Source organism: [Empedobacter] haloabium, from assembly GCA_008011715.2.
Classification (GTDB): domain Bacteria; phylum Pseudomonadota; class Gammaproteobacteria; order Burkholderiales; family Burkholderiaceae_D; genus Rugamonas; species Rugamonas haloabia.
In genome coordinates this window covers 5812361-5831521 of the sequence record CP136508.1, presented here as the reverse complement: position 1 = coordinate 5831521, position 19161 = coordinate 5812361, and the positions used below count along the sequence as shown (strand labels likewise).

Here is a 19161-nt window from a genome sequence, read left to right as displayed (position 1 = left end):
AATATATAAAAAAATTCACGGAGGAGACACCCCATGCAAAGCCGCCGCATCCTTTACATCCTGTTCCTGATCTATTTCGTGTTCGCCATCCTGCTCAACAGCGTCGGCACCGTGATCCTGCAGGTCATCAATAACTATGGCGTGACCAAATCCGCCGCCAGCGTGCTGGAAGGGTTCAAGGACCTGCCGATCGCCGTCGTCTCGTTCCTGGTCGCGTCGTTCCTGCCGCGCATCGGCTACAAGAAGGCGATGCTGATTGGCCTGGCCATCGTCACGTTCGCCTGCCTGGCCATGCCGCTGGTGCCGGCCTTCGCGACGGCCAAGCTGCTGTTCCTGTGCGTGGGCGTGTCGTTCGCGCTGATCAAGGTGTCGGTCTACTCGACGCTCGGCCTGGTGGCCACCAGCCGCCGCCACCACGCCGGCATCATGAACACGCTGGAAGGCTTCTTCATGCTGGGCGTGCTGTGCGCCTATTGGGTGTTCAGCTGGTTCATCGATTCGGCCGATCCGCGCTCGCACAGCTGGCTGAACGTCTACTGGCTGCTGGCCGCGCTGTGCGCCGTCACGTTCGTGCTGCTGCTGGCGACTAGGTTCGACGAGCGCCTGGCCGCGCTGCCGGCCGAGCGCACGCCGGCGCAGGATTTCGCCGCCATGCTCAAGTTGTTCTTCAAGCCGCTGGTCTGCATCTTCGTCATCACCGCGTTTCTATATGTGCTGATCGAGCAGAGCGTGGGCACGTGGCTGCCGACGTTTAACAACGAAATCCTGAAGCTGCCGGCGGCGATGAGCGTCCAGGTGACCAGCATCTTCGCCGCCTGCCTGGCCGTGGGGCGGTTGTCGGCCGGGATCGTGCTGCGCCGGCTGCACTGGTATCCCGTCATGAACGCCTGCCTGGTCGGCATGGGCGCCGTGGTGCTGCTGGCGCTGCCGCTGACGCACGACGCGGTCGCCAATCCCGACGTGACCTGGGCCAGCGCGCCCGTCGCCGCCTTCCTGTTCCCGCTGATCGGCCTGTTCATGGCGCCGATCTACCCGGGCATCAATTCGGTGATGCTGAGCTCCTTGCCGCAGCACCAGCATTCGGCGATGACGGGGCTGCTGGTGATCTTCTCGGCCCTGGGCGGCACCACGGGTTCTCTGGTCACGGGTTATATCTTCGGTGCGTTCTCCGGCCACTTCGCCTTCTACCTGACCTTGGTGCCCATTGCTGTTGTCCTGATTATGCTGTACCTCTTTCGCCGCGCCGTGGAAGGGGAGGACGGTGTCAGCGGCACCGCTATAATCGGCGGCTCGCATTGACGCATCCGCATTGAACCTGCCCCTGCAATGAACCTGAAAGCGCTGGCCGACACGCTCGGCATGTCCAAGACCACCGTCAGCCGCGCGCTGAACGGCTATCCGGAAGTGTCGGAACGCACGCGCGAGCGGGTCCTGGCCGCGGCGGCTGCGGCCGGCTACCAGGCCAATCCGGCCGCGCGCACCCTGGCCGTCGGCCGCAGCAACGTGCTCGGCATCATCTACCCGTTGCTGCCGGCCGACCTGGGCGACCCGATGTTCCTGGAGACGGTTGGCGGCATGTCCGCGGCGCTGGAAGCGGCCGGCATGAACCTGATCATCGTGCCGGTCTCGCCGGCCAACGAGCTGCCCACCTACCGCCAGCTGGTGCGCGGGCGCCGCGTCGACGGCCTGGTGGTCAGCCGCACGCTGGTCGACGACGAGCGCATCGCCTGGCTCAGCGAAGCCGGCTTTCCGTTCGTCGCTCACGGCAGGACCCAACTGGATCAGCCGTACGCCTGGTTCGACTACGACAACGCGGCCGGCATCGCGCTGGCCGTGCAGGCGCTGCGGGCGCAGGGCCACCGCCGCATCGCGCTGCTGGGTTCACCGTTGACGCTGAATTTCGCGCGCCAGCGCCGCGACAGCTTTATCGCCTCGTTGCAGGCGGCCGGTCTGGTGCCTGACCCGCGCTGCCTGATCGAATCGGCCATCGACCGCCGCAGCGGCTACCAGGCCATGCAGGAATTGCTGGCGCTGGTGCCGCGGCCGACCGCCGTCATCGTCGACAACCACCTGTCCGGCGTCGGTGCCGTGCGGGCGCTGCTCGACGCGGGCCTTCGCATCGGTGTCGACATCTCGCTGGTCGTCTGGGGCAGCATGGCGGACACCCTGGCGGAGCTGGACGTGACGACGATCGACCAGCCGGATGCGCGCGCGGCCGGCGCGACGATGGCGCGCATGCTGCTGGCGCGCCTGGGCGGCACGCCGGCGGCGGCATTGCAGGAGCTGTGGCAACCGCGCCTGCTGGCCGGGTCCACGGTGGGGCCTGCGCCCGGCGGATTCAGGCCAGGATCAGGCGGTTGATGTAGCGGTCGAACGGGCAGTCGTCCGGATACGGCTCCGGTTCGTACACGTAGGCATAGCTGCGAAACAGCGAGTACTGGATCTGCAGCATCAGGCGTGGCCGGTCCGTCGGTGGCGCGCCCTTGTGTACGCCCGCCGTGTCGACGGCGAAGCCGAAGCCCCGCTCACCGCGCGCGACGATCAGGCGTTCGTCGCCATACTGTTCGCTGATTTCGCCATCGGTCTGCAGGCGCAGGCGCATCGGCGCGCGTGTCTTGTGGGTGCCGCGCACATAGACGTGGGGACCGTCGCCATCGCCCACGTCGGTCAGGTAGACGATCACCTTGAAGTAGCGCCAGTCCTCGGAATCGCGGTGAAACGTCTGCAGGTCGCTGCGCTGGGCGGTGCTGGGGAACGACCAGCGCACGCCCAGCTGGGAGATGGTGGGCTTGCAGCCGATGTAGCTGGCCGCCAGTTCCAGCAGGCGGCGGTCGTTGGCCAGTGCCAGGATGTGCGGGCAGTGCACGATGTCGCTCAGGCCGTACTCGGCCAGCCGGACCGTGGCGGGCACGCTGGCCAATGTGAACGTGGTGCCGGCGTCGTGCCGGTCGGTCAGGGTACGTGGGGTGAAGTAGTGGTGAATGTCGGCGCACTGCGCATGCGTCAGCAAATTGCCCAGCGCCGCGTAGCCTTCCATGTGCAGGTGCTCGAGCAGGCGGCGCTGCGCGGCCGGCATGGGCGCGTCAGGCTGGCCCTGGCGCATGCGCACCCACTGCCGGAACATGCGCACGCACAGCCCCCTGAGCGGTGGCGCGACGATGATGCGCTGCAGATAGTAGAAGAAGCTGTTGGCGGGTTTGAAGCCGTGCCCCGGCGTCAGGCGTGCGTATCTCATTTACGGTCCTCATCAGGGGGAGGCCTGTACAACGAGCTATACGTTAGCGAAGGGGAACACTGGCGTATTGATCAGCAGCAGGGCTGGCTGGCAAGACGAAAGGAATGGTAGAGCGGGATCAATACCGCCTGAAAATCGCGCCGATGATTGTGACGGGACGGGGCGAGGTGCGCACCGTCTTTTAACATTGATAGTTTAAGGTTAACACCCGCAACGCTTGGGGTCTGTCCCTGCACAGGGGCTGACCCCGAAGTTCGGCAGCGTTTCGACGGAGCCAGCAAAAACTTCGGGGTCAGTCCCGTAGGGACAGACCCCGATACGCGGCTGCCGCAGGCTGTTACATATTCCGGCGGTACTGCCCACCCACCTCGAACAAGGCGGTGGTGATCTGCCCCAGCGAGCAGACCCGCGCCGCGTCCATCAGCTTCTCGAACACATTGGCGTTGTCGATCGCCGCCTGCTGCAGCGCGGCCAGCGCGGCCGGGCTTTCCGATGCGTGGCGCTGGTGGAAGTCCTCCAGGCGCCTGAGCTGCGACTGCTTCTCATCGTCGGTGGAGCGGGCCAGCTCGATCGTCTGCGGCACCTCGGCGCCCTTCGGATTGCGGAAGGTGTTGACGCCGATGATCGGCAGCGAGCCGTCGTGCTTCTTGTGCTCGTACAGCAGCGACTCCTCCTGGATCTTGCCGCGCTGGTAGCCCGTCTCCATCGCGCCCAGCACGCCGCCGCGTTCGGCGATACGCTCGAACTCCTGCAGCACCGCTTCTTCCACCAGGTCGGTCAGTTCTTCCATGATGAACGCGCCCTGGTTCGGGTTCTCGTTCTTCGCCAGGCCCCACTCGCGGTTGATGATCAGCTGGATCGCCAGCGCGCGACGGACCGATTCGTCCGTCGGCGTCGTGATCGCCTCATCGTAGGCGTTGGTGTGCAGCGAGTTGCAGTTGTCGTAGATCGCGATCAGCGCCTGCAGGGTGGTGCGGATGTCGTTGAAGTCGATCTCCTGCGCGTGCAGCGAGCGGCCGGAAGTCTGGATGTGGTACTTCAGCTTCTGGCTGCGGTCGTTGGCGCCGTACTTGTCGCGCATCGTGACGGCCCAGATGCGGCGCGCCACGCGGCCCAGCACCGTGTATTCCGGGTCCATGCCGTTCGAGAAGAAGAACGACAGGTTGGGTGCGAAGTCGTCGATGTTCATGCCGCGCGCCAGGTACGCCTCGACGAAGGTGAAACCGTTCGACAAGGTGAAGGCCAGCTGCGAGATGGGGTTCGCACCCGCCTCGGCGATGTGGTAGCCGGAGATCGAGACGGAGTAGAAGTTGCGGACCTGGTGTTGAACAAAATATTCCTGGATGTCGCCCATCACCTTCAGCGAGAACTCGGTGCTGAAGATGCAGGTGTTCTGGCCCTGGTCTTCCTTCAGGATGTCGGCCTGCACGGTGCCGCGCACGTTCTGCAGCACCCAGGCGCGGATCTGCGCCGCTTCCTCATCCGTCGGCTGGCGGCCCTGGTCGCGCGCGAACTTGTCGATCTGCTGGTCGATCGCCGTGTTCATGAACATGGCCAGGATCGTCGGCGCCGGGCCGTTGATCGTCATCGAGACGGAGGTCGTCGGGCTGCACAGGTCGAAGCCGTCGTACAGCACTTTCATGTCGTCCAGCGTCGCGATCGAAACACCGGAGTTGCCCACTTTACCGTAGATGTCCGGGCGCAGGGCCGGGTCGGCGCCGTACAAGGTGACGGAGTCGAAGGCGGTGGACAGGCGCTTCGCGTCCAGCCCTTCCGAGACCAGCTTGAAGCGGCGATTGGTGCGGAACGCGTCGCCTTCGCCGGCGAACATGCGGGTCGGGTCTTCGCCCTCGCGCTTGAACGGGAACACGCCGGCCGTGTACGGGAACGAGCCCGGCACATTTTCCAGCATCAGCCAGCGCAGCAGCTCGCCGTGGTCCTCGTACTTCGGCAGCGATACCTTCCTCACCTTGTTGCCGGACAGCGTGTGATACACGAGGCCCGTGCGGATTTCCTTGTCGCGGATTTTCACGACGAATTCGTCGCCCGCGTAGGCCGCCTGTACGTCCGGCCACGTCGTCAGCAGTTTTTTCGTGTTGGCGTCCAGCTGGTTGTCGCGTTCGACGATGACGTCGTCGAAGTCGGCATGCTTGCCGGCCGCCGCCAGCATGCGCTTGGCTTCCGTCAGCTGCTGGCGCTCGCGCGCCAGGACCGACTGGCGCCGGACGGTCTTGTGGTAGCCGCGCACGGTGTCCGCGATCTCGGCCAGGTAGCGCGCCCGCGCGGGCGGCACGATGACGTTCTTGCCGGAGCTGAAGCGCACGTCCACCGGCGCCAGCTTGCCCGGCTGCGTGTGCAGGCCGTGCTCGACGAGTTTCGGCAGCAGGCCCTGGTACAGCGCCGTGACGCCGTCGTCGTTGAAGCGGGACGCCTGGGTGCCGTAGACCGGCATCTCTTCCGGGCGCTTGCTCCACAGCTCGCGGTTGCGCTGGTACTGCTTGGCCACGTCGCGCAGCGCATCCTGCGCGCCCTTGCGGTCGAATTTGTTGATGGCGATGAAGTCGGCGAAATCGAGCATGTCGATCTTTTCCAGCTGCGACGCGGCGCCGAATTCGGGCGTCATCACGTACATCGACACGTCCACGTGCGGCACGATGGCGGCGTCGCCCTGGCCGATGCCGGAGGTCTCGACGATGACGAGGTCGAAGCCGGCCACCTTGCAGGCGGCGATCACGTCCGGCAGCGCCTGCGAGATTTCGGAACCCGCCTCGCGCGTGGCCAGCGAGCGCATGAACACGCGTGCCTGGCCATTCCACGGATTGATCGCATTCATGCGGATGCGGTCGCCCAGCAGCGCGCCGCCGGACTTGCGGCGCGACGGGTCGATCGAGATGATGGCGATGTTGAGCGCGTCGCCCTGGTCCAGGCGGATGCGGCGAATGAGTTCGTCCGTCAAGGACGACTTGCCGGCGCCGCCGGTGCCGGTAATGCCCAGCGTCGGCGTGGCCAGCTGGTCGGCCGCTTCGATCAGCTGCTTGCGCAGCTCGGGTGCGGCGCGGTCGTTTTCCAGCGCCGTGATCAGCTGGGCCAGCGGGCGATGGCGCGTGGCGATGTCGCCTTCCTGCAGCGGCGCCAGCGAGGTGGGGGAATACTGCGACAGGTCGATGTCGCATTGCTGCACCATCCACTGGATCATGCCGACCAGGCCCATGCGCTGGCCGTCTTCCGGGCTGAAGATGCGGGTGACGCCATAGGCGTGCAGGTCCGCGATCTCGGCCGGCACGATGACGCCGCCGCCGCCGCCGAACACCTTGATGTGGGCGCCGCCGCGCTGGCGCAGCAGGTCGATCATGTACTTGAAGTATTCGACGTGGCCACCCTGGTAGCTGGAGATGGCGATGCCCTGCACGTCCTCCGCCAGCGCGGCGGTGACGACTTCGTCGACCGAGCGGTTGTGGCCGAGGTGGACGACCTCGACGCCGTTCGACTGCAGGATGCGGCGCATGATGTTGATCGAGGCATCGTGGCCATCGAACAGCGAGGCGGCCGTAACGAAGCGCACCTTGTTGGCCGGCCGCGCCTGGTCGGCTTCGGCGGCAAGGGTCTTGGCGGAGGTCAGATCGTTCATGAGATTCCCTGGAATTTCGACGGATCGTGCTGATCCGATTATATGACGTTTACGTTAACGTAAAAGCGAATGCTGGAAGTTTCCCGAAAAGTGGGGACAGACCCCATTTTTCGGGAAACATTGCTGAAAAAATGGGGTCTGTCCCCATTTTCAAAGCAATATCAGGCGGCGTGCTGGCGGGCGCCGCCGAAGGCGGCCAGCAGGCGCGCCTTATCGGCGTGGTACGTGGCGACGGCCTTTTCCTTGACGTGGCCGAAGCCGCGGATCTTTTCCGGCAGCGCGGCGATCGCCACGGCCTGCTCGTAGTTGCCCGCGTTCAGGCCGGCCAGCAGCTCCGCCACGGTCTGGCGGTATTCGCCGATCAGCGCGCGCTCCATCTTGCGCTCTTCGGTGCGGCCGAAGATGTCGAACGCGCCGCCGCGCAGGCCTTTCAGCTTGGCCAGCACGCTGAATGCCTTCCACATCCACGAGCCGTACTCCGCCTTGACCAGATGGCCCTTCGCGTCCTTCTTCGCGAAGATCGGCGGCGCCAGGTTGAACTTCAGGCTGAAGTCGCCCTCGAACTGCGTTTTCAGCTGTTCGACGAAGCGGCCGTCCGTGTACAGGCGCGCCACTTCGTATTCGTCTTTGTACGCCATCAGCTTGAACAGCGATTTCGCCACCGCCATCGACAGCTTGTTCGACAGGCCAAGGGCGGTCTCGCGCTCGCGCACCTGCACCACCAACTGCTCGTACTGCGCCGCATAGGCCGCGTTCTGGTAGCCGGTCAGGAACTCGACGCGCTTCTTGATGACGCCATCCAGGCTTTGCGGCATCTGCACGACGATGGCCTGCGCCGGCGTCGCCGTCATCTCGACACGTTTGACGTCGACGGAGGCACGGCGGCCCCACAGGAAGCTCTTCTTGTTCGACTCGACGGCCACGCCGTTCATCTCGATGGCGCGCAGCAGCGCCGCTTCCGACAGCGGAATGCGGCCGCGCTGCCAGGCATAGCCCAGCATGAACAGGTTGGCGGCGATCGAGTCGCCCATCAGCGCCGTGGCCAGCTTGGTGGCGTCGATGAAGTCCGCCGCATTCTCACCACCGACGGATTCGACGATCAGCGCGCGCACTTCCTCGGCCGGGTATTGCCAGTCGGCGTTCTGCGCGAACGTGCCGGGCGGCTGCTCGTGCAGGTTGACCACGGCCAGCGTGCGGCCCGGCCGCATTTTCGACACCGCGTCGGCCGCACCGGCCGTCAGCATGTCGCAGCCCAGGATCAGGTCCGCTTCGCCGGTGGCGATGCGCTGCGCGCGCAGGTGCGCCGGCGACGTGGCGATCTTCACGTGCGACGTGACGGAGCCGTTCTTCTGCGACATGCCCGTCATGTCCAGCACGGAGGCGCCCTTGCCCTCCAGGTGCGCGGCCATGCCCATCAGCGCGCCGACGGTGATGACACCGGTACCGCCGATACCGTTGATCAGGATGTTGTACGGCTGCTCGCAGTCCGGCAGGCGCGGTTGCGGCAGCGCTGCCCAGCCGTCGTCGGACGTCTTGTCCTTGCTGACGCCCGTCTTCGATTTCTTCAAGGTACCGCCTTCGACGGTAACGAAGCTGGGGCAGAAGCCCTTCACGCACGAATAGTCCTTGTTGCAGCTGGACTGGTCGATCGTGCGCTTGCGGCCGAACTCCGTCTCCTTCGGCAGGATCGAGACGCAGTTGGACTGGATGCCGCAATCGCCGCAGCCTTCGCACACGGCTTCGTTGATGACCATGCGCTTGTTCGGGTCCGGGAACTCGTTCTTCTTGCGGCGGCGACGCTTCTCGGCCGCGCAGGTCTGGTCGTAGATCAGTACCGTGCAGCCGGGGATCTCGCGCAGCTCGCGCTGCACGTCGTCCATCTCCTTGCGGTCGTGCAGCGTGACGATGGCCGGCAGGTTCGAGCGGTCGGCATAGCGCGACAGGTCTTCGGTGACCAGGGCGATGCGCTTGATGCCTTCGGCCGCCATCTGCTGCGCGATCATCGGCACGGACACGGTGCCATCGACCGGCTGGCCGCCCGTCATCGCGACGGCGTCGTTGTATAGGATTTTATAGGTGATGTTGACCTTCGCGGCCACGGCGGCGCGGATCGCCAGGTAGCCGGAGTGGAAGTAGGTGCCGTCGCCCAGGTTCTGGAACACGTGCGGCACTTCCGAGAACGCGGCCTGGCCGATCCACGGCGTGCCTTCGCCGCCCATGTGCGTGGTCAGCTTGTTCATCTCCGGGTAGATCGACGTGGCCATCACGTGGCAGCCGATGCCGGCCAGCGCGAAGCTGCCGTCTGGGACCTTGGTCGACGTGTTGTGCGGGCAGCCGGAGCAATAGAAGGCGGGACGGAACGGCGTGCTGATGGCCTTCTTCAGCACCGCGTCCTTGGCGTCCAGGAAGGTCAGGCGGGCCTTGATCTGGTCCTGGATATGCGTGTCGTCGATATAGCGTTTCACGCGCGAGGCGATCACGCGCGCGACCTGCGAGACCGAGAAGTCGGCCTTCGGCGGCAGCAGCCATTCGCCGCGCGGCGCGACCCACTCGCCCTTGTCGTCGAACTTGCCGATGACGCGCGGACGGACGTCGTCGCGCCAGTTGTACAGCTGTTCCTTCAGCTGGTATTCGACGAACTGGCGCTTCTCTTCGACCACCAGGATTTCGTCGAGGCCCTGGGCGAATTCGCGCACCGAGTCCGGCTCCAGCGGCCAGGGCATCGACACCTTGAACAGGCGCAGGCCGACTTTCGCGGCCATGTCCTCGTCGATGCCCAGTTCTTCCAGCGCTTCCAGTACGTCCAGGTAGGATTTGCCGGAGGCGATGATGCCCAGCTTGGCGTTCGGGTTATCGATCGTCGTGTGATTGAGCTTGTTCTCCCGCGCGTAGGCGAGGGCTGCATAGATCTTGTAGTCCTGCATCAGCGCTTCCTGGTTGCGCGCCTGCTGGCCCAGCGGGATCGACGACAGGCGGGCATTCAGGCCGCCTTCGGGCATATGGAAGTCCTGCGGAATCTTTACCTGCACGCGGAACGGGTCGGCATCGACGGAGGCCGACGATTCGACCGTGTCCGCCAGCGCCTTGAACGCCACGGCGCAGCCGGAGAAGCGCGACATCGCCCAGCCATGCACGCCCAGGTCCAGGTACTCCTGCACATTGCAGGGGTACAGCACGGGGATCATGCAGGCCGAGAAGATGTGGTCGGACTGGTGCGGCAGGGTGGACGAATACGCGCCGTGGTCGTCGCCGGCCACCAGCAGGATGCCGCCATGCTTCGAGGTGCCGGCATGGTTCATGTGCTTGAAGACGTCGCCGCAGCGGTCGACGCCCGGGCCCTTGCCGTACCACATGGCGAACACGCCATCGTATTTCGACGGGCCGATCAGGTCGACCTGCTGCGAACCCCAGACGGCGGTGGCGGCCAGGTCCTCGTTCACGCCCGGCACGAACTGGATGTGATTCGCCTCCAGGTGCTTCTTCGTCTTCCACAGCGTTTCGTCCAGGCCGCCCAAGGGCGATCCGCGATAGCCGGAGATGAAGCCCGCGGTGTTCAGGCCCGCTTTCTCGTCGCGTTTTTTCTGCATCATCGGCAGGCGCACCAGGGCCTGGATGCCGGAGAGGAAGATCTTGCCGGAAGTGGCGGTGTACTTGTCGTCGAGGCTGACGTCGTGCAGAACGACTGGCTGCGCGGGCGCGGCGTCACGAACGGACGCGGCGGCACCCATTGCCGGGGTATCGGGCATGGCTTGTCTCCAAAATGCTTTATTTCGGTTGCGCCTAGCCTTGGCGCGCCGGGTGGGCGCGGTCTGGCGAAGGCTACGGGGCCGCGTATCGCGGCTAGCCACTCTGCGGTGGCTCTTCTAATCGGTCAGTCTACGCCTTGGTTGACGTATACGGAAATAGGGGATGGCGATGGGGGTATAAGAAAAAGTGATGGACGCGGCCCGTACTAGTGCCGAGCCCGTGTCTCGTTTTGGTGACTGACCCCGTGGTGGGACACGGGCTCGGCTGTCTAGGCCAACAGCACCGCGCCCGGCCATGTGCCGCCCTGGCACAGCTGTCCCGCCACCTCGACCGCCAGCCGGCTGATCGCTGTCGCGGCATTGGTCAGGGGCAGGGTACGGGAAGCGCACAGCACCACGGTGCGCGAGATGGCCGGGCTGTGGATGGATATCGCCCGCATCAGGCCACGCTCGATTTCCGGCAACACGGGCGCGACCGGGAGGATCGTCGCGCCCATGTCCGCCATCAGGGCCGACTTCAGGATGGCGATGGAATTGATCTCGATGACGTCCGTCGGCGCCAGGCCCGCCGCGCCGGCGACGGCCTCGATGCGGGGGCGCACGCCGTGCTGCAGCCCCGGCAGGATCAGGGTGGCCTGCAGGGCTTCCTGCAGGGTGATCGCGGAGCGCTGCGGGAACCAGCGCGCGTCGGCGCGGCAGATGAAGCACAGCGATTCCTCCGCCAGCGGCGTCGTCGCAAACGGCGTCAGCTGGCCGTCGTCGAACAGCACGGCCAGGTTGACGCGGCCCGATTTCAGCTGCTCGGCCAGGTTGCCGGTCAGTTCCTCCGTCAGCTGCAGGGTGATGTCCGGGTACTGCGCCCGCGCCGCCTCCAGCAGCGGCAACGCCAGCGCCGCCGAGATGCTGTGCGGCAGGCCCAGGGTCACGCTGCCGGCCGGATGGGCCGATTGGGTGACGGCCGTGCGCGCGTCCGCCACCTGCTTCAGGATCGCCTGCGCGTGCTCGTAAAACACCTTGCCCGCATCCGTGCTGTGTACACCCTGCGCGGTGCGGTGCAGCAGCTGCGCGCCCAGGTCCTGCTCCAGCTGGCGCAGCTGCGCCGTCAGGGCCGGTTGCGCCACGTGCAGCACGCCGGCCGCGCGCGACAGCGATCCGTGGTCGACGATTGCAACAAAATAGCGGAGTTGGCGCAATTCCATAAGATTTTCGATGCTTTTAACTTACGATTAGTCCCGTACGGCAACTGTTTGGTTATACTGGCATTGTAGCGCGCCGCGCCTGATGAACCGCAGGACCCGTATGTTAAAGAAAGTCGACGCCTCCCAGCTGAAGGTTGGCATGTATATCCACGATCTCAGTTGCGACTGGATCGATCACCCGTTCGTGCGCAGCCGCTTCGCGATCACCTCGGAAGCGGAAATCCGCAAGATCCACAACGCCGGCATCCGCCAGGTGGTGATCGATGCCGCCCGTGGCCTGGACGTGCAGGATGCGCCGACCCTGCAGGAGGCGCAGGCCGCCATCGAGGAGGAGGTCGTCGGCATCGCGCAGGCGCCGGTGCGGCCGCTGCGGGTGGCGCTGGGCGAGGAGCTGCAGCGCGCGGCCCGCATCCGCCAGCAGGCCGCGGGCTTGGTACGCAACGTGATGGCGGACGCCCGCCTGGGCAAGGCCATCGAGATCGGCACCGTGCAGCCGGTCGTGCAAAGCATCACCGAATCGATCCTGCGCAACCCCGGCGCACTGACGGGCCTCTTGCGCATCAAGACCAAGGACGACTACACCTTCCTGCACTCGGTCAGCGTGTGCGCGCTGCTGGTGGCGTTCTGCCATTCGCGCGAGATGGACGAGGGACTGACGCGTGAGGCGGGCCTGGGCGGCCTGCTGCACGATACCGGCAAGGCACTGGTGCCGGACGAGATCCTCAACAAGCCGGGCCGCCTGACCGACGCCGAATTCGACATCATCCGCCGCCACCCGGAAGACGGCTACAAGATCCTGCTGCAGACGCCCGAAGTGGGCCAGATCGCACTGGACATCACGCGCCACCACCACGAGCGCCGCGACGGCACGGGGTACCCCGACAAGCTGGCCGGCGACGACATCAGCGAACTGGCGCAGATGGCGGCCATCGTCGACGTCTACGACGCCATCACGGCCGACCGCTGCTACCACCGCGGCATTCCCGCCGCGGCGGCGCTGCGCAAGATCTACGAATGGAGCAAGTTCCACTTCAATCCCCAGCTGGTGCAGCAATTCATGCGCTGCGTCGGCATCTACCCGGTCGGCACGCTGGTGCGGCTGGAATCGGGCCGCCTGGGCGTGGTGGTCGAGCCGCACGAGACCAACCTGCTGGCGCCGAAAGTGAACGTGTTCTTCAACACGAAGACCAATGTCTACATCAAGCCGGAGATGATCGACCTGGCCCGCGGCCTGGGTTTCGGCGGCGCCGAGAAGATCGTTGGGCACGAGGACCCGGCGCAGTGGAAGGTCGATCCCATGCGCTTCCTGGTGGTGTGACGGGAAGGGCGGCCGCTCGGCCGCCCGCCGGAACGGCTTAGAAGAATTCGGCGGTGTCGTTCGATTCCACCCGCTGCAGCAGGCCGCCGCTGACGAGTTCATCGTAGTGGCAGGCCATGTTGCGGCCGTGGCTCTTGGCGTAGTACAGCGCCTGGTCGGCGCGGCCCAGGATGATGACGGGCGCCTCGAAGGCGCTGATCTTGACGAAGCCCACGCTGACCGTGACCTTGCCCACCTGCGGGAAGTCGTGCTGCTCCACGTTCATGCGGAAGCGATCGATGATCTTCTTGGCGTTGTCCAGGGTGGTCGAGCGCAGCAGCACGACGAATTCCTCGCCGCCGAAGCGGAACACGCGGTCCTGGGCGCGGAACGACGACTGCAGCAGGTTGGCGATCAGGATCAGCACTTCGTCGCCGTACAGGTGGCCGAACTTGTCGTTGACGTGCTTGAAGTGGTCGACGTCCACCACCGCGAGCCATTGCTGTTCCTCTTCGCAGTGCTGGCGCCGTTCCGGTTCGCCCGGCGGCAGCGACAGCGAATCCTGTTCGGCGCTGCTGGCCTGCAGCATCTTGGCCAGCTGGTCGTCGAAGGTCTTGCGATTCAACAGGCCGGTCAGCGAATCGCGTTCGCTGTAGTCGAGCAGGTTCTGGAAGTTGCGGTAGACGCTGACGATGCCGCCGATGACGTGGATCGTATCGCTCGTGTACGGCGTCGGATTGACGATCTCCAGGCAGGTATCGGCCTTGTCGCCCAGCCAGATCGGCAGCCACAGCGTGTGGCGGCCGTCGGCGTCCATCTGGTCGGCGCTCGATTCATGCCGCGCGATGCAGTTGGCCAGCGCCGGATAGGAGGCGATCGGGTCGCCCGGACTGGCCGGATCGGGATGGTCTTCCATGCGTGCCGGCTGGCCGGCGACGACGACGGCACGGGCACGCACGAAGATCTGGTCCCGCACGGTGGCCAAGGTCAGCACGCGCGCCTGGCTGGCGCCGGCGAGCTCCTGCACCGCCGAGATCACCGAGATGTCCAGCATCGTGTGATCGCGGTGGCCGGTCATGTCCACCATGTGTTTCAGTAGGGAATCCATGCTCGTTCTCTGAAGTATCAAGACGCGCGTCGCATTATGTTTCCGAAAAATCAAGGCACACAGTGACGCAAAGCACGAGGCCTTTCCAAAAGACAGCTGATCAGCATAAATGTTTTTTGCTTTCTCAGCAATTATCCTTTGCGAAAATTCTTGAAAAACGCCACGATTCTACCCTTTGTGCACAACGCGCAGCGCCTCTCAGCGTCCGGCCAGCAACAGATTCGCACAATGGGCCTCTCCCGGACGAGCTGACGCAGTGTGACATAGCCCAGCAGCCTTGTCTGTCACATTTCCGTCTTCACTAATGATAGTTCCTTGTGGAAAAGTTGTGGGCGGTCAATATTGCTTTCGAGCATACGGCCTAAGATGGTCTTACTGGCTGACGTATGTCGCCAGACCGCAGCGCAAACCCACCACCACAGGAGGACAGCATGAAAGCATTAATTGTCGCAGCCCGGGACTTCGCCCGGGATGAAGAAGGCATTACCGCGATCGAGTATGGCCTGATCGCCGCTGTGATTGCCGGCGTCATCGGCGTGGCCTTTACCGGCGTCGGCACGGCGATCAAGAACACGTTCACCAGCATCGCCACCCAGTTGGCCGCAGGTGCCGGCACCGGTACGGGTAGCGGTAGCTGACGCAGTCCAGCCCGCCGCTCACGCCGGCGGGCTTTTTTCCATCGAGGCATCCATGAATCCGGCACTTCAGATACTCCTGCTGTGGCTGGTCATGCAGGCTGCCGTCACCGACCTGGCCATTCGCCGCATCCCCAACGTGCTCGTGCTGTCCGGCCTGGCATTGGCCGCCGCGCTCCATTGGTACGCAGGTGCCGGCAGCGCTTTGCTGTCGACGTGGCTGGCCGGCTGCGCCACCGGCTTCTTCCTGTTCATTCCTCTGTACGCGCTGCGCGGCATGGCCGCCGGCGACGTCAAGCTGATGGCGATGGTGGGTGCGTTCGCCGGCCCACTGCTCGCCCTGCAGATTGTCCTGCTGACCTGCCTGATCGGCGGCGTGCTGGGCTTGCTGATCGTACTGCACAGCGGGCGCTGGCGCATCCTGGGGCGCAACCTGGCGGCCATCCTGGCACCGCTGATCCAGGCCCTGAGCGGCGTGCCGCAACAGCACGTGCCGCTGCCGCGCGTGGCCAGCGCCGGTGGCATTCCCTATGGCGTGGCCATCGCGCTGGGCACGCTGTGCGCGCTGGGGCGCATGAACTACTAGCTCATTGCTGCTGGTCAATATCTACACGGAAACATCTCGCTATCATCGCCATCTCACGAGGAGAAACGGCATGGACCATTCGACCTATTCCAGTGTTGCGGCGGAACTGCCCGGCGCCGATGACGCGCCCCTGCTGCCACCGCAACCGAAAACCGTGCGCGAGACGGGGCTGGACATGGCACTGCTGGTGGAGCTGGCGGCCAAGGCCCTGTTCGGCTCCGGCCGGACGCAGCTGTCCACGCTGACGACCCGGCTGCGCCTGTCGATCAATGTGCTGCGCGAAGTCTTCGACTTCCTGGTGGCCGAGCAACTGGCCGAGGTGGCATGGCGCGGCGACTCCGACCTGGACGTGCAATACCAGCTGACGTCGGCCGGCCGCCAGCGCGCCGCCGCCTGGCTGGAGCGCAGTTCCTATGCCGGCGCGGCGCCGGTGCCCTTGGCGGCCTACCGGGCCATGCTGCAGCGCCAGTCTGCCCTGTTGGCGCCCGTCAGTGCCGACGACGTGGCCGCGGAATTCGCCGGCGATTGCATGCCGGCCCACGTGCACCAGCTGGCGGGCGCCGCGCTGCACGCGCACCGCTCGCTGCTGTTGTACGGCGCCCCCGGCAGCGGCAAGAGCACACTGGCGCGGCGCCTGGGCCGCCTGCTGCAGGGCAGCGTGGCCGTGCCGTACGCAGTGGTGGTAGGGCAGGAGATCGTGCTGGTGCACGACGCTGCCGTGCACCAGCCGCCGAGCTTGCCGGCCCGCGCCAGCGCCGACCGCCGCAGCAGCGATACCCGCTGGGCCCAGTGCGCCCGGCCCACGCTGCACCTGGGGGCCGAGCTGGGCGCCGACATGCTCGACCTGCGCCACGACCCGTTCAGCGGCTGCTATCACGCGCCGGCGCACGTCAAGGCGGCCGGCGGCCTGTTCATCGTCGACGACCTGGGTCGCCAGCGCCTGCCGGCCGCCGAGCTGCTGGGGCGCTTCACGCAGGCACTCGACACGGGGGCCGACCAGCTGGCGCTGGCCGGCGGCCACAAGTTCGCCGTGCCGTTCGATGCCACCATGGTCTTCATCACCAACCAGGCGCCGCAGGCCGTGCTCGATCCCTCGTCGCTGCGCCGCATCGGCTACAAGGTGCACGTGGGGCCGATCGGCGAAGCGGCCTATCGCGCGCTGTTCCGCCAGCAGTGCCACCACATGGGCCTGGCGCCTGACGAGGCGGCGCTGACGTACCTGGTCGGCGAACTGCATCGCGCCAGCGGCCAGCCGCTGCTGGCCGGCTTCCCGCACGCGATCCTGGCGCGTATCCGCGAGTTCGCCGCCTTCCTGGGTGAGCCGGCGGCCGTCACGCCGGCCAGCGTCGACCAGGCCTGGTCCAGCATGTTCGCCCTGGCCCCGGCGCACGCCGGCGGGAGGGCGGCATGAAGAACCGTCGTGCCTACCTGATGATGGCGCTCGCCATCGTCCTCGGCCTGGGGGCCGTGGCGATGGCATCGCGCCTGCTGCTGCGCCAGGCCCCGGCCTCCGGCAGCCGCATCGTCGTCGCCACCGGCGACGCCAGCCTGGGCCAGCGCATCGGTCCCGAAATGGTGAAACTGTCGGATTGGCCCGCCGACAGCGTGCCGACCGGCGCACTGCGCGATCCGCTGGCGCTGAGCGGCCGCGTGCTGAAAAGCAGCGTACTGCGCGGCGAACCGCTGACCGAAGCGAAACTGGCGCCGGCCGGCACTCTGGGCGGCCTGTCCGCGCTGATCACAGAAGGCAAGCGTGCGATCACCGTGCGGGTCAACGACGTCATCGGCGTGGCCGGCTTCGCGCTGCCCGGTAATTTCGTCGACATCCTCGTCAGCACCCAGGCCGGCGGCGCCCAGCACAACGACGAGGCCATTTCAAAGATCGTCCTGGAACGCATCCTCGTGCTGGCCGTGGCCCAGGAGGTCAGCCGGGACGATACCAAGCCGCGCGTGGTCAATGCCGTCACGCTGGAAGTGGCGCCGGACCAGGCCGAAAAGCTCGACCTGGCGCGCAGCGTGGGCAGCCTGTCGCTGGTGCTGCGCAACCAGGTCGACCCGCAACCGGGCACCACGGCCGGCGCCACCAAGAGCAGCCTGCTGGGCCTTGCCAAGACCCAGCCGGTAGCCAGCGCCGGGGCGCCGGTCGCGCAGCGCGCCGTACCCAAGGTCGCGCACAGCGAGCCGCCGCGCCACTGTATCGGCACCATCGACGGGCTGCACAGCGGCCGCCAGTGCCTGTGAGGAGCCCATGATGCCTTCGACGACCCGCCGCCTGGTTTTATTGGTTGCCTGCGCCTGCCAGTACGTGCTGGCGGCGCCACCGGAGCAGGCACCGCCCGGCGCCGACGCGGCCAGGGCGGCGGCCGCTGCGCGCGCCAGCGCCACCCGGGCGGACGGTCCGCGCTGCAGTGGCGCCCCGGCCGCGCCGGGCCAGCTGGCGCTGCAACTGGGGAAATCCACGTTGATGCGCCTGCCCGAACCCATCGTCAGCCGCGCCGTCGGCAATCCCGCCGTGCTGCAGGCGATGCTGGTGGCGCCCGCGACCTTGTACCTGGTCGGCGCCGAAGTGGGCAGCACCAACATGATCGTGCAGGGCCGCAGCGGCGCGTGCAGTGTCATCGACGTCGTGGTCGGCATGGACACGGCCGGCCTGCAGGCTGCCCTGGCCGCCCTGCTGCCGGAAGAGAAGAATATCCGCGTCAGTGCCGCCGCCGATGCGCTGGTGTTGTCCGGCACGGTGGAGAACAGTGCCACGCTGACCCAGGTGCTGGAGCTGGCGCAGGCGTTCGTGCGCGCACCCGCGAAGGCGCTGACCGGCGCCGACAACGCGCAAGCGGCGGGCGCCAGCAGTGGCACGCGCGTCGTCAACCTGCTGGGCATCAGCGCGCCACAGCAGGTCATGCTGGAAGTGAAGATCGCCGAGGTGTCGAAGACGCTGCTCGACAAGCTCGAGGGTGCCGCCGCCTTCCGTCCGTTGGGCGGTGAGTGGGCCGGTGGGGTGGCGGCCAATTTCCTGAGCGCGACCGCGCGCGGCAGCTTCGCCCTGGCCAAAGCGCTGGACAAATATGTCCGCCTCGATGCCGAGAACCAGAATGGCCTGGTGCGCATCCTGGCCGAGCCGACCGTCATGGCCGTCAGCGGCCAGGAAGGCAGCTTCCTGGCCGGCGGCACGATCTTCATCCCGGTGGCGCAGGATAACAACAAGGTCACGCTGGAAGAGAAGGAATTCGGCGTCGGGCTGCGCTTCACGCCGACGGTGCTGGCCGGCGGGCGCATCAACCTGGCGGTGGCGCCGGAGGTGTCGGAGCTGGCGCAGGAAGGCGTCGGCCTCAGCACCGGCAGCGTGAGCGGCAAAGCCATCATGCCGCTGCTGACGACGCGCCGGGCCACCACCACCGTGCAACTGTACGACGGCCAGAGCTTCGCCATCGGTGGCCTGATCCGCGATAACCAGACCAGCAACATCAATGCGATGCCCATGCTGGGCGAGCTGCCGATCCTGGGGGCGCTGTTTCGCAGCACCGACTTCCAGCGAGCCCGCACCGAGCTGCTGTTTGTCGTGACAGCGCACCTGGTCAAGCCCCTGCCACCGCCGCCCCACGCGCTGCCGACCGACGCGGTGCGGCCGGCCAGTGGGGCCGAACTGCACCTGCTGGGCCGGATGGAAGCGCCGGCGCCACCCGCGCCGCCCGTCCAGTCTTCCGGCTTCCAGCTGAAATGAGGAGTG

The 19161-nt window shown here is 66.3% G+C and carries 13 protein-coding genes; 8 read left to right on the top strand and 5 right to left on the bottom strand.

Annotated features, from left to right (window positions below; genetic code table 11):
- The first annotated feature begins 33 nt into the window (after positions 1 to 33).
- Both E7V67_025360 and E7V67_025355 read left to right on the top strand, forming a co-directional pair.
- Positions 34 to 1299: an MFS transporter gene (locus E7V67_025360; protein ID WUR12978.1), complete on the top strand. Its 1266-nt coding sequence runs from the start codon at positions 34 to 36 to the stop codon at positions 1297 to 1299.
- A gap of 27 nt (positions 1300 to 1326) precedes the next feature.
- Positions 1327 to 2361: a substrate-binding domain-containing protein gene (locus E7V67_025355; GenBank protein ID WUR12977.1), complete on the top strand. Its 1035-nt coding sequence runs from the start codon at positions 1327 to 1329 to the stop codon at positions 2359 to 2361.
- Here the strand turns inward: E7V67_025355 and E7V67_025350 are convergent.
- The 4 genes from E7V67_025350 to E7V67_025335 form a co-directional block, all read right to left on the bottom strand.
- A complete protein-coding gene (locus tag E7V67_025350) occupies positions 2339 to 3235 on the bottom strand; it encodes a hypothetical protein (protein WUR12976.1) in 897 nt (298 codons plus the stop codon). The two genes, E7V67_025355 and E7V67_025350, sit on opposite strands and share 23 nt — an antisense overlap.
- Before the next feature lie 337 nt (positions 3236 to 3572).
- The gene (locus E7V67_025345) at positions 3573 to 6863 is read right to left on the bottom strand and encodes a methylmalonyl-CoA mutase family protein (GenBank protein ID WUR12975.1); all 3291 of its coding nucleotides are present in this window, start codon (positions 6861 to 6863) and stop codon (positions 3573 to 3575) included.
- A 161-nt stretch (positions 6864 to 7024) separates the two neighbouring features.
- Complete coding sequence (locus E7V67_025340; GenBank protein WUR16344.1) at positions 7025 to 10591, bottom strand: indolepyruvate ferredoxin oxidoreductase family protein; 3567 nt, start codon at positions 10589 to 10591, stop codon at positions 7025 to 7027.
- 287 nt (positions 10592 to 10878) lie between these two features.
- Positions 10879 to 11808, bottom strand: a complete 930-nt coding sequence (locus E7V67_025335) for a LysR substrate-binding domain-containing protein (GenBank protein ID WUR12974.1) — start codon at positions 11806 to 11808, stop codon at positions 10879 to 10881.
- Between the two features lie 82 nt (positions 11809 to 11890).
- Between E7V67_025335 and E7V67_025330 the strand changes: the two genes are divergently transcribed.
- Positions 11891 to 13126 (top strand): HD-GYP domain-containing protein, encoded by a 1236-nt coding sequence (locus E7V67_025330; GenBank protein WUR12973.1) that lies wholly within the window; start codon positions 11891 to 11893, stop codon positions 13124 to 13126.
- Between the two features lie 37 nt (positions 13127 to 13163).
- On the opposite strand, the gene E7V67_025325 is transcribed toward E7V67_025330, so the two are convergent.
- Entirely contained in the window at positions 13164 to 14213 is a 1050-nt protein-coding gene (locus tag E7V67_025325) for a GGDEF domain-containing protein (protein ID WUR12972.1), read from the bottom strand.
- Between the two features lie 431 nt (positions 14214 to 14644).
- On the opposite strand from E7V67_025325, the gene E7V67_025320 reads away from it, so the two are divergent.
- The 5 genes from E7V67_025320 (at position 14645) to E7V67_025300 (ending at position 19155) form a co-directional block, all read left to right on the top strand.
- Positions 14645 to 14851 (top strand): Flp family type IVb pilin, encoded by a 207-nt coding sequence (locus E7V67_025320; protein WUR12971.1) that lies wholly within the window; start codon positions 14645 to 14647, stop codon positions 14849 to 14851.
- Between the two features lie 52 nt (positions 14852 to 14903).
- Positions 14904 to 15434, top strand: coding sequence for a prepilin peptidase (locus E7V67_025315; GenBank protein WUR12970.1), 531 nt, complete (start codon positions 14904 to 14906; stop codon positions 15432 to 15434).
- A gap of 70 nt (positions 15435 to 15504) precedes the next feature.
- Positions 15505 to 16845 carry an ATP-binding protein gene (locus E7V67_025310; protein ID WUR12969.1) on the top strand — a complete coding sequence of 447 codons (1341 nt, stop codon included), beginning with the start codon at positions 15505 to 15507 and terminating at the stop codon, positions 16843 to 16845.
- Positions 16842 to 17675 (top strand): Flp pilus assembly protein CpaB, encoded by an 834-nt coding sequence (gene cpaB, locus E7V67_025305; protein ID WUR12968.1) that lies wholly within the window; start codon positions 16842 to 16844, stop codon positions 17673 to 17675. Before E7V67_025310 ends, cpaB begins: the two co-directional genes overlap by 4 nt.
- 7 nt (positions 17676 to 17682) lie before the next feature.
- On the top strand, positions 17683 to 19155 hold the full coding sequence (locus E7V67_025300) for a type II and III secretion system protein family protein (GenBank protein ID WUR12967.1): 1473 nt from the start codon (positions 17683 to 17685) through the stop codon (positions 19153 to 19155).
- Positions 19156 to 19161 lie beyond the last annotated feature (6 nt).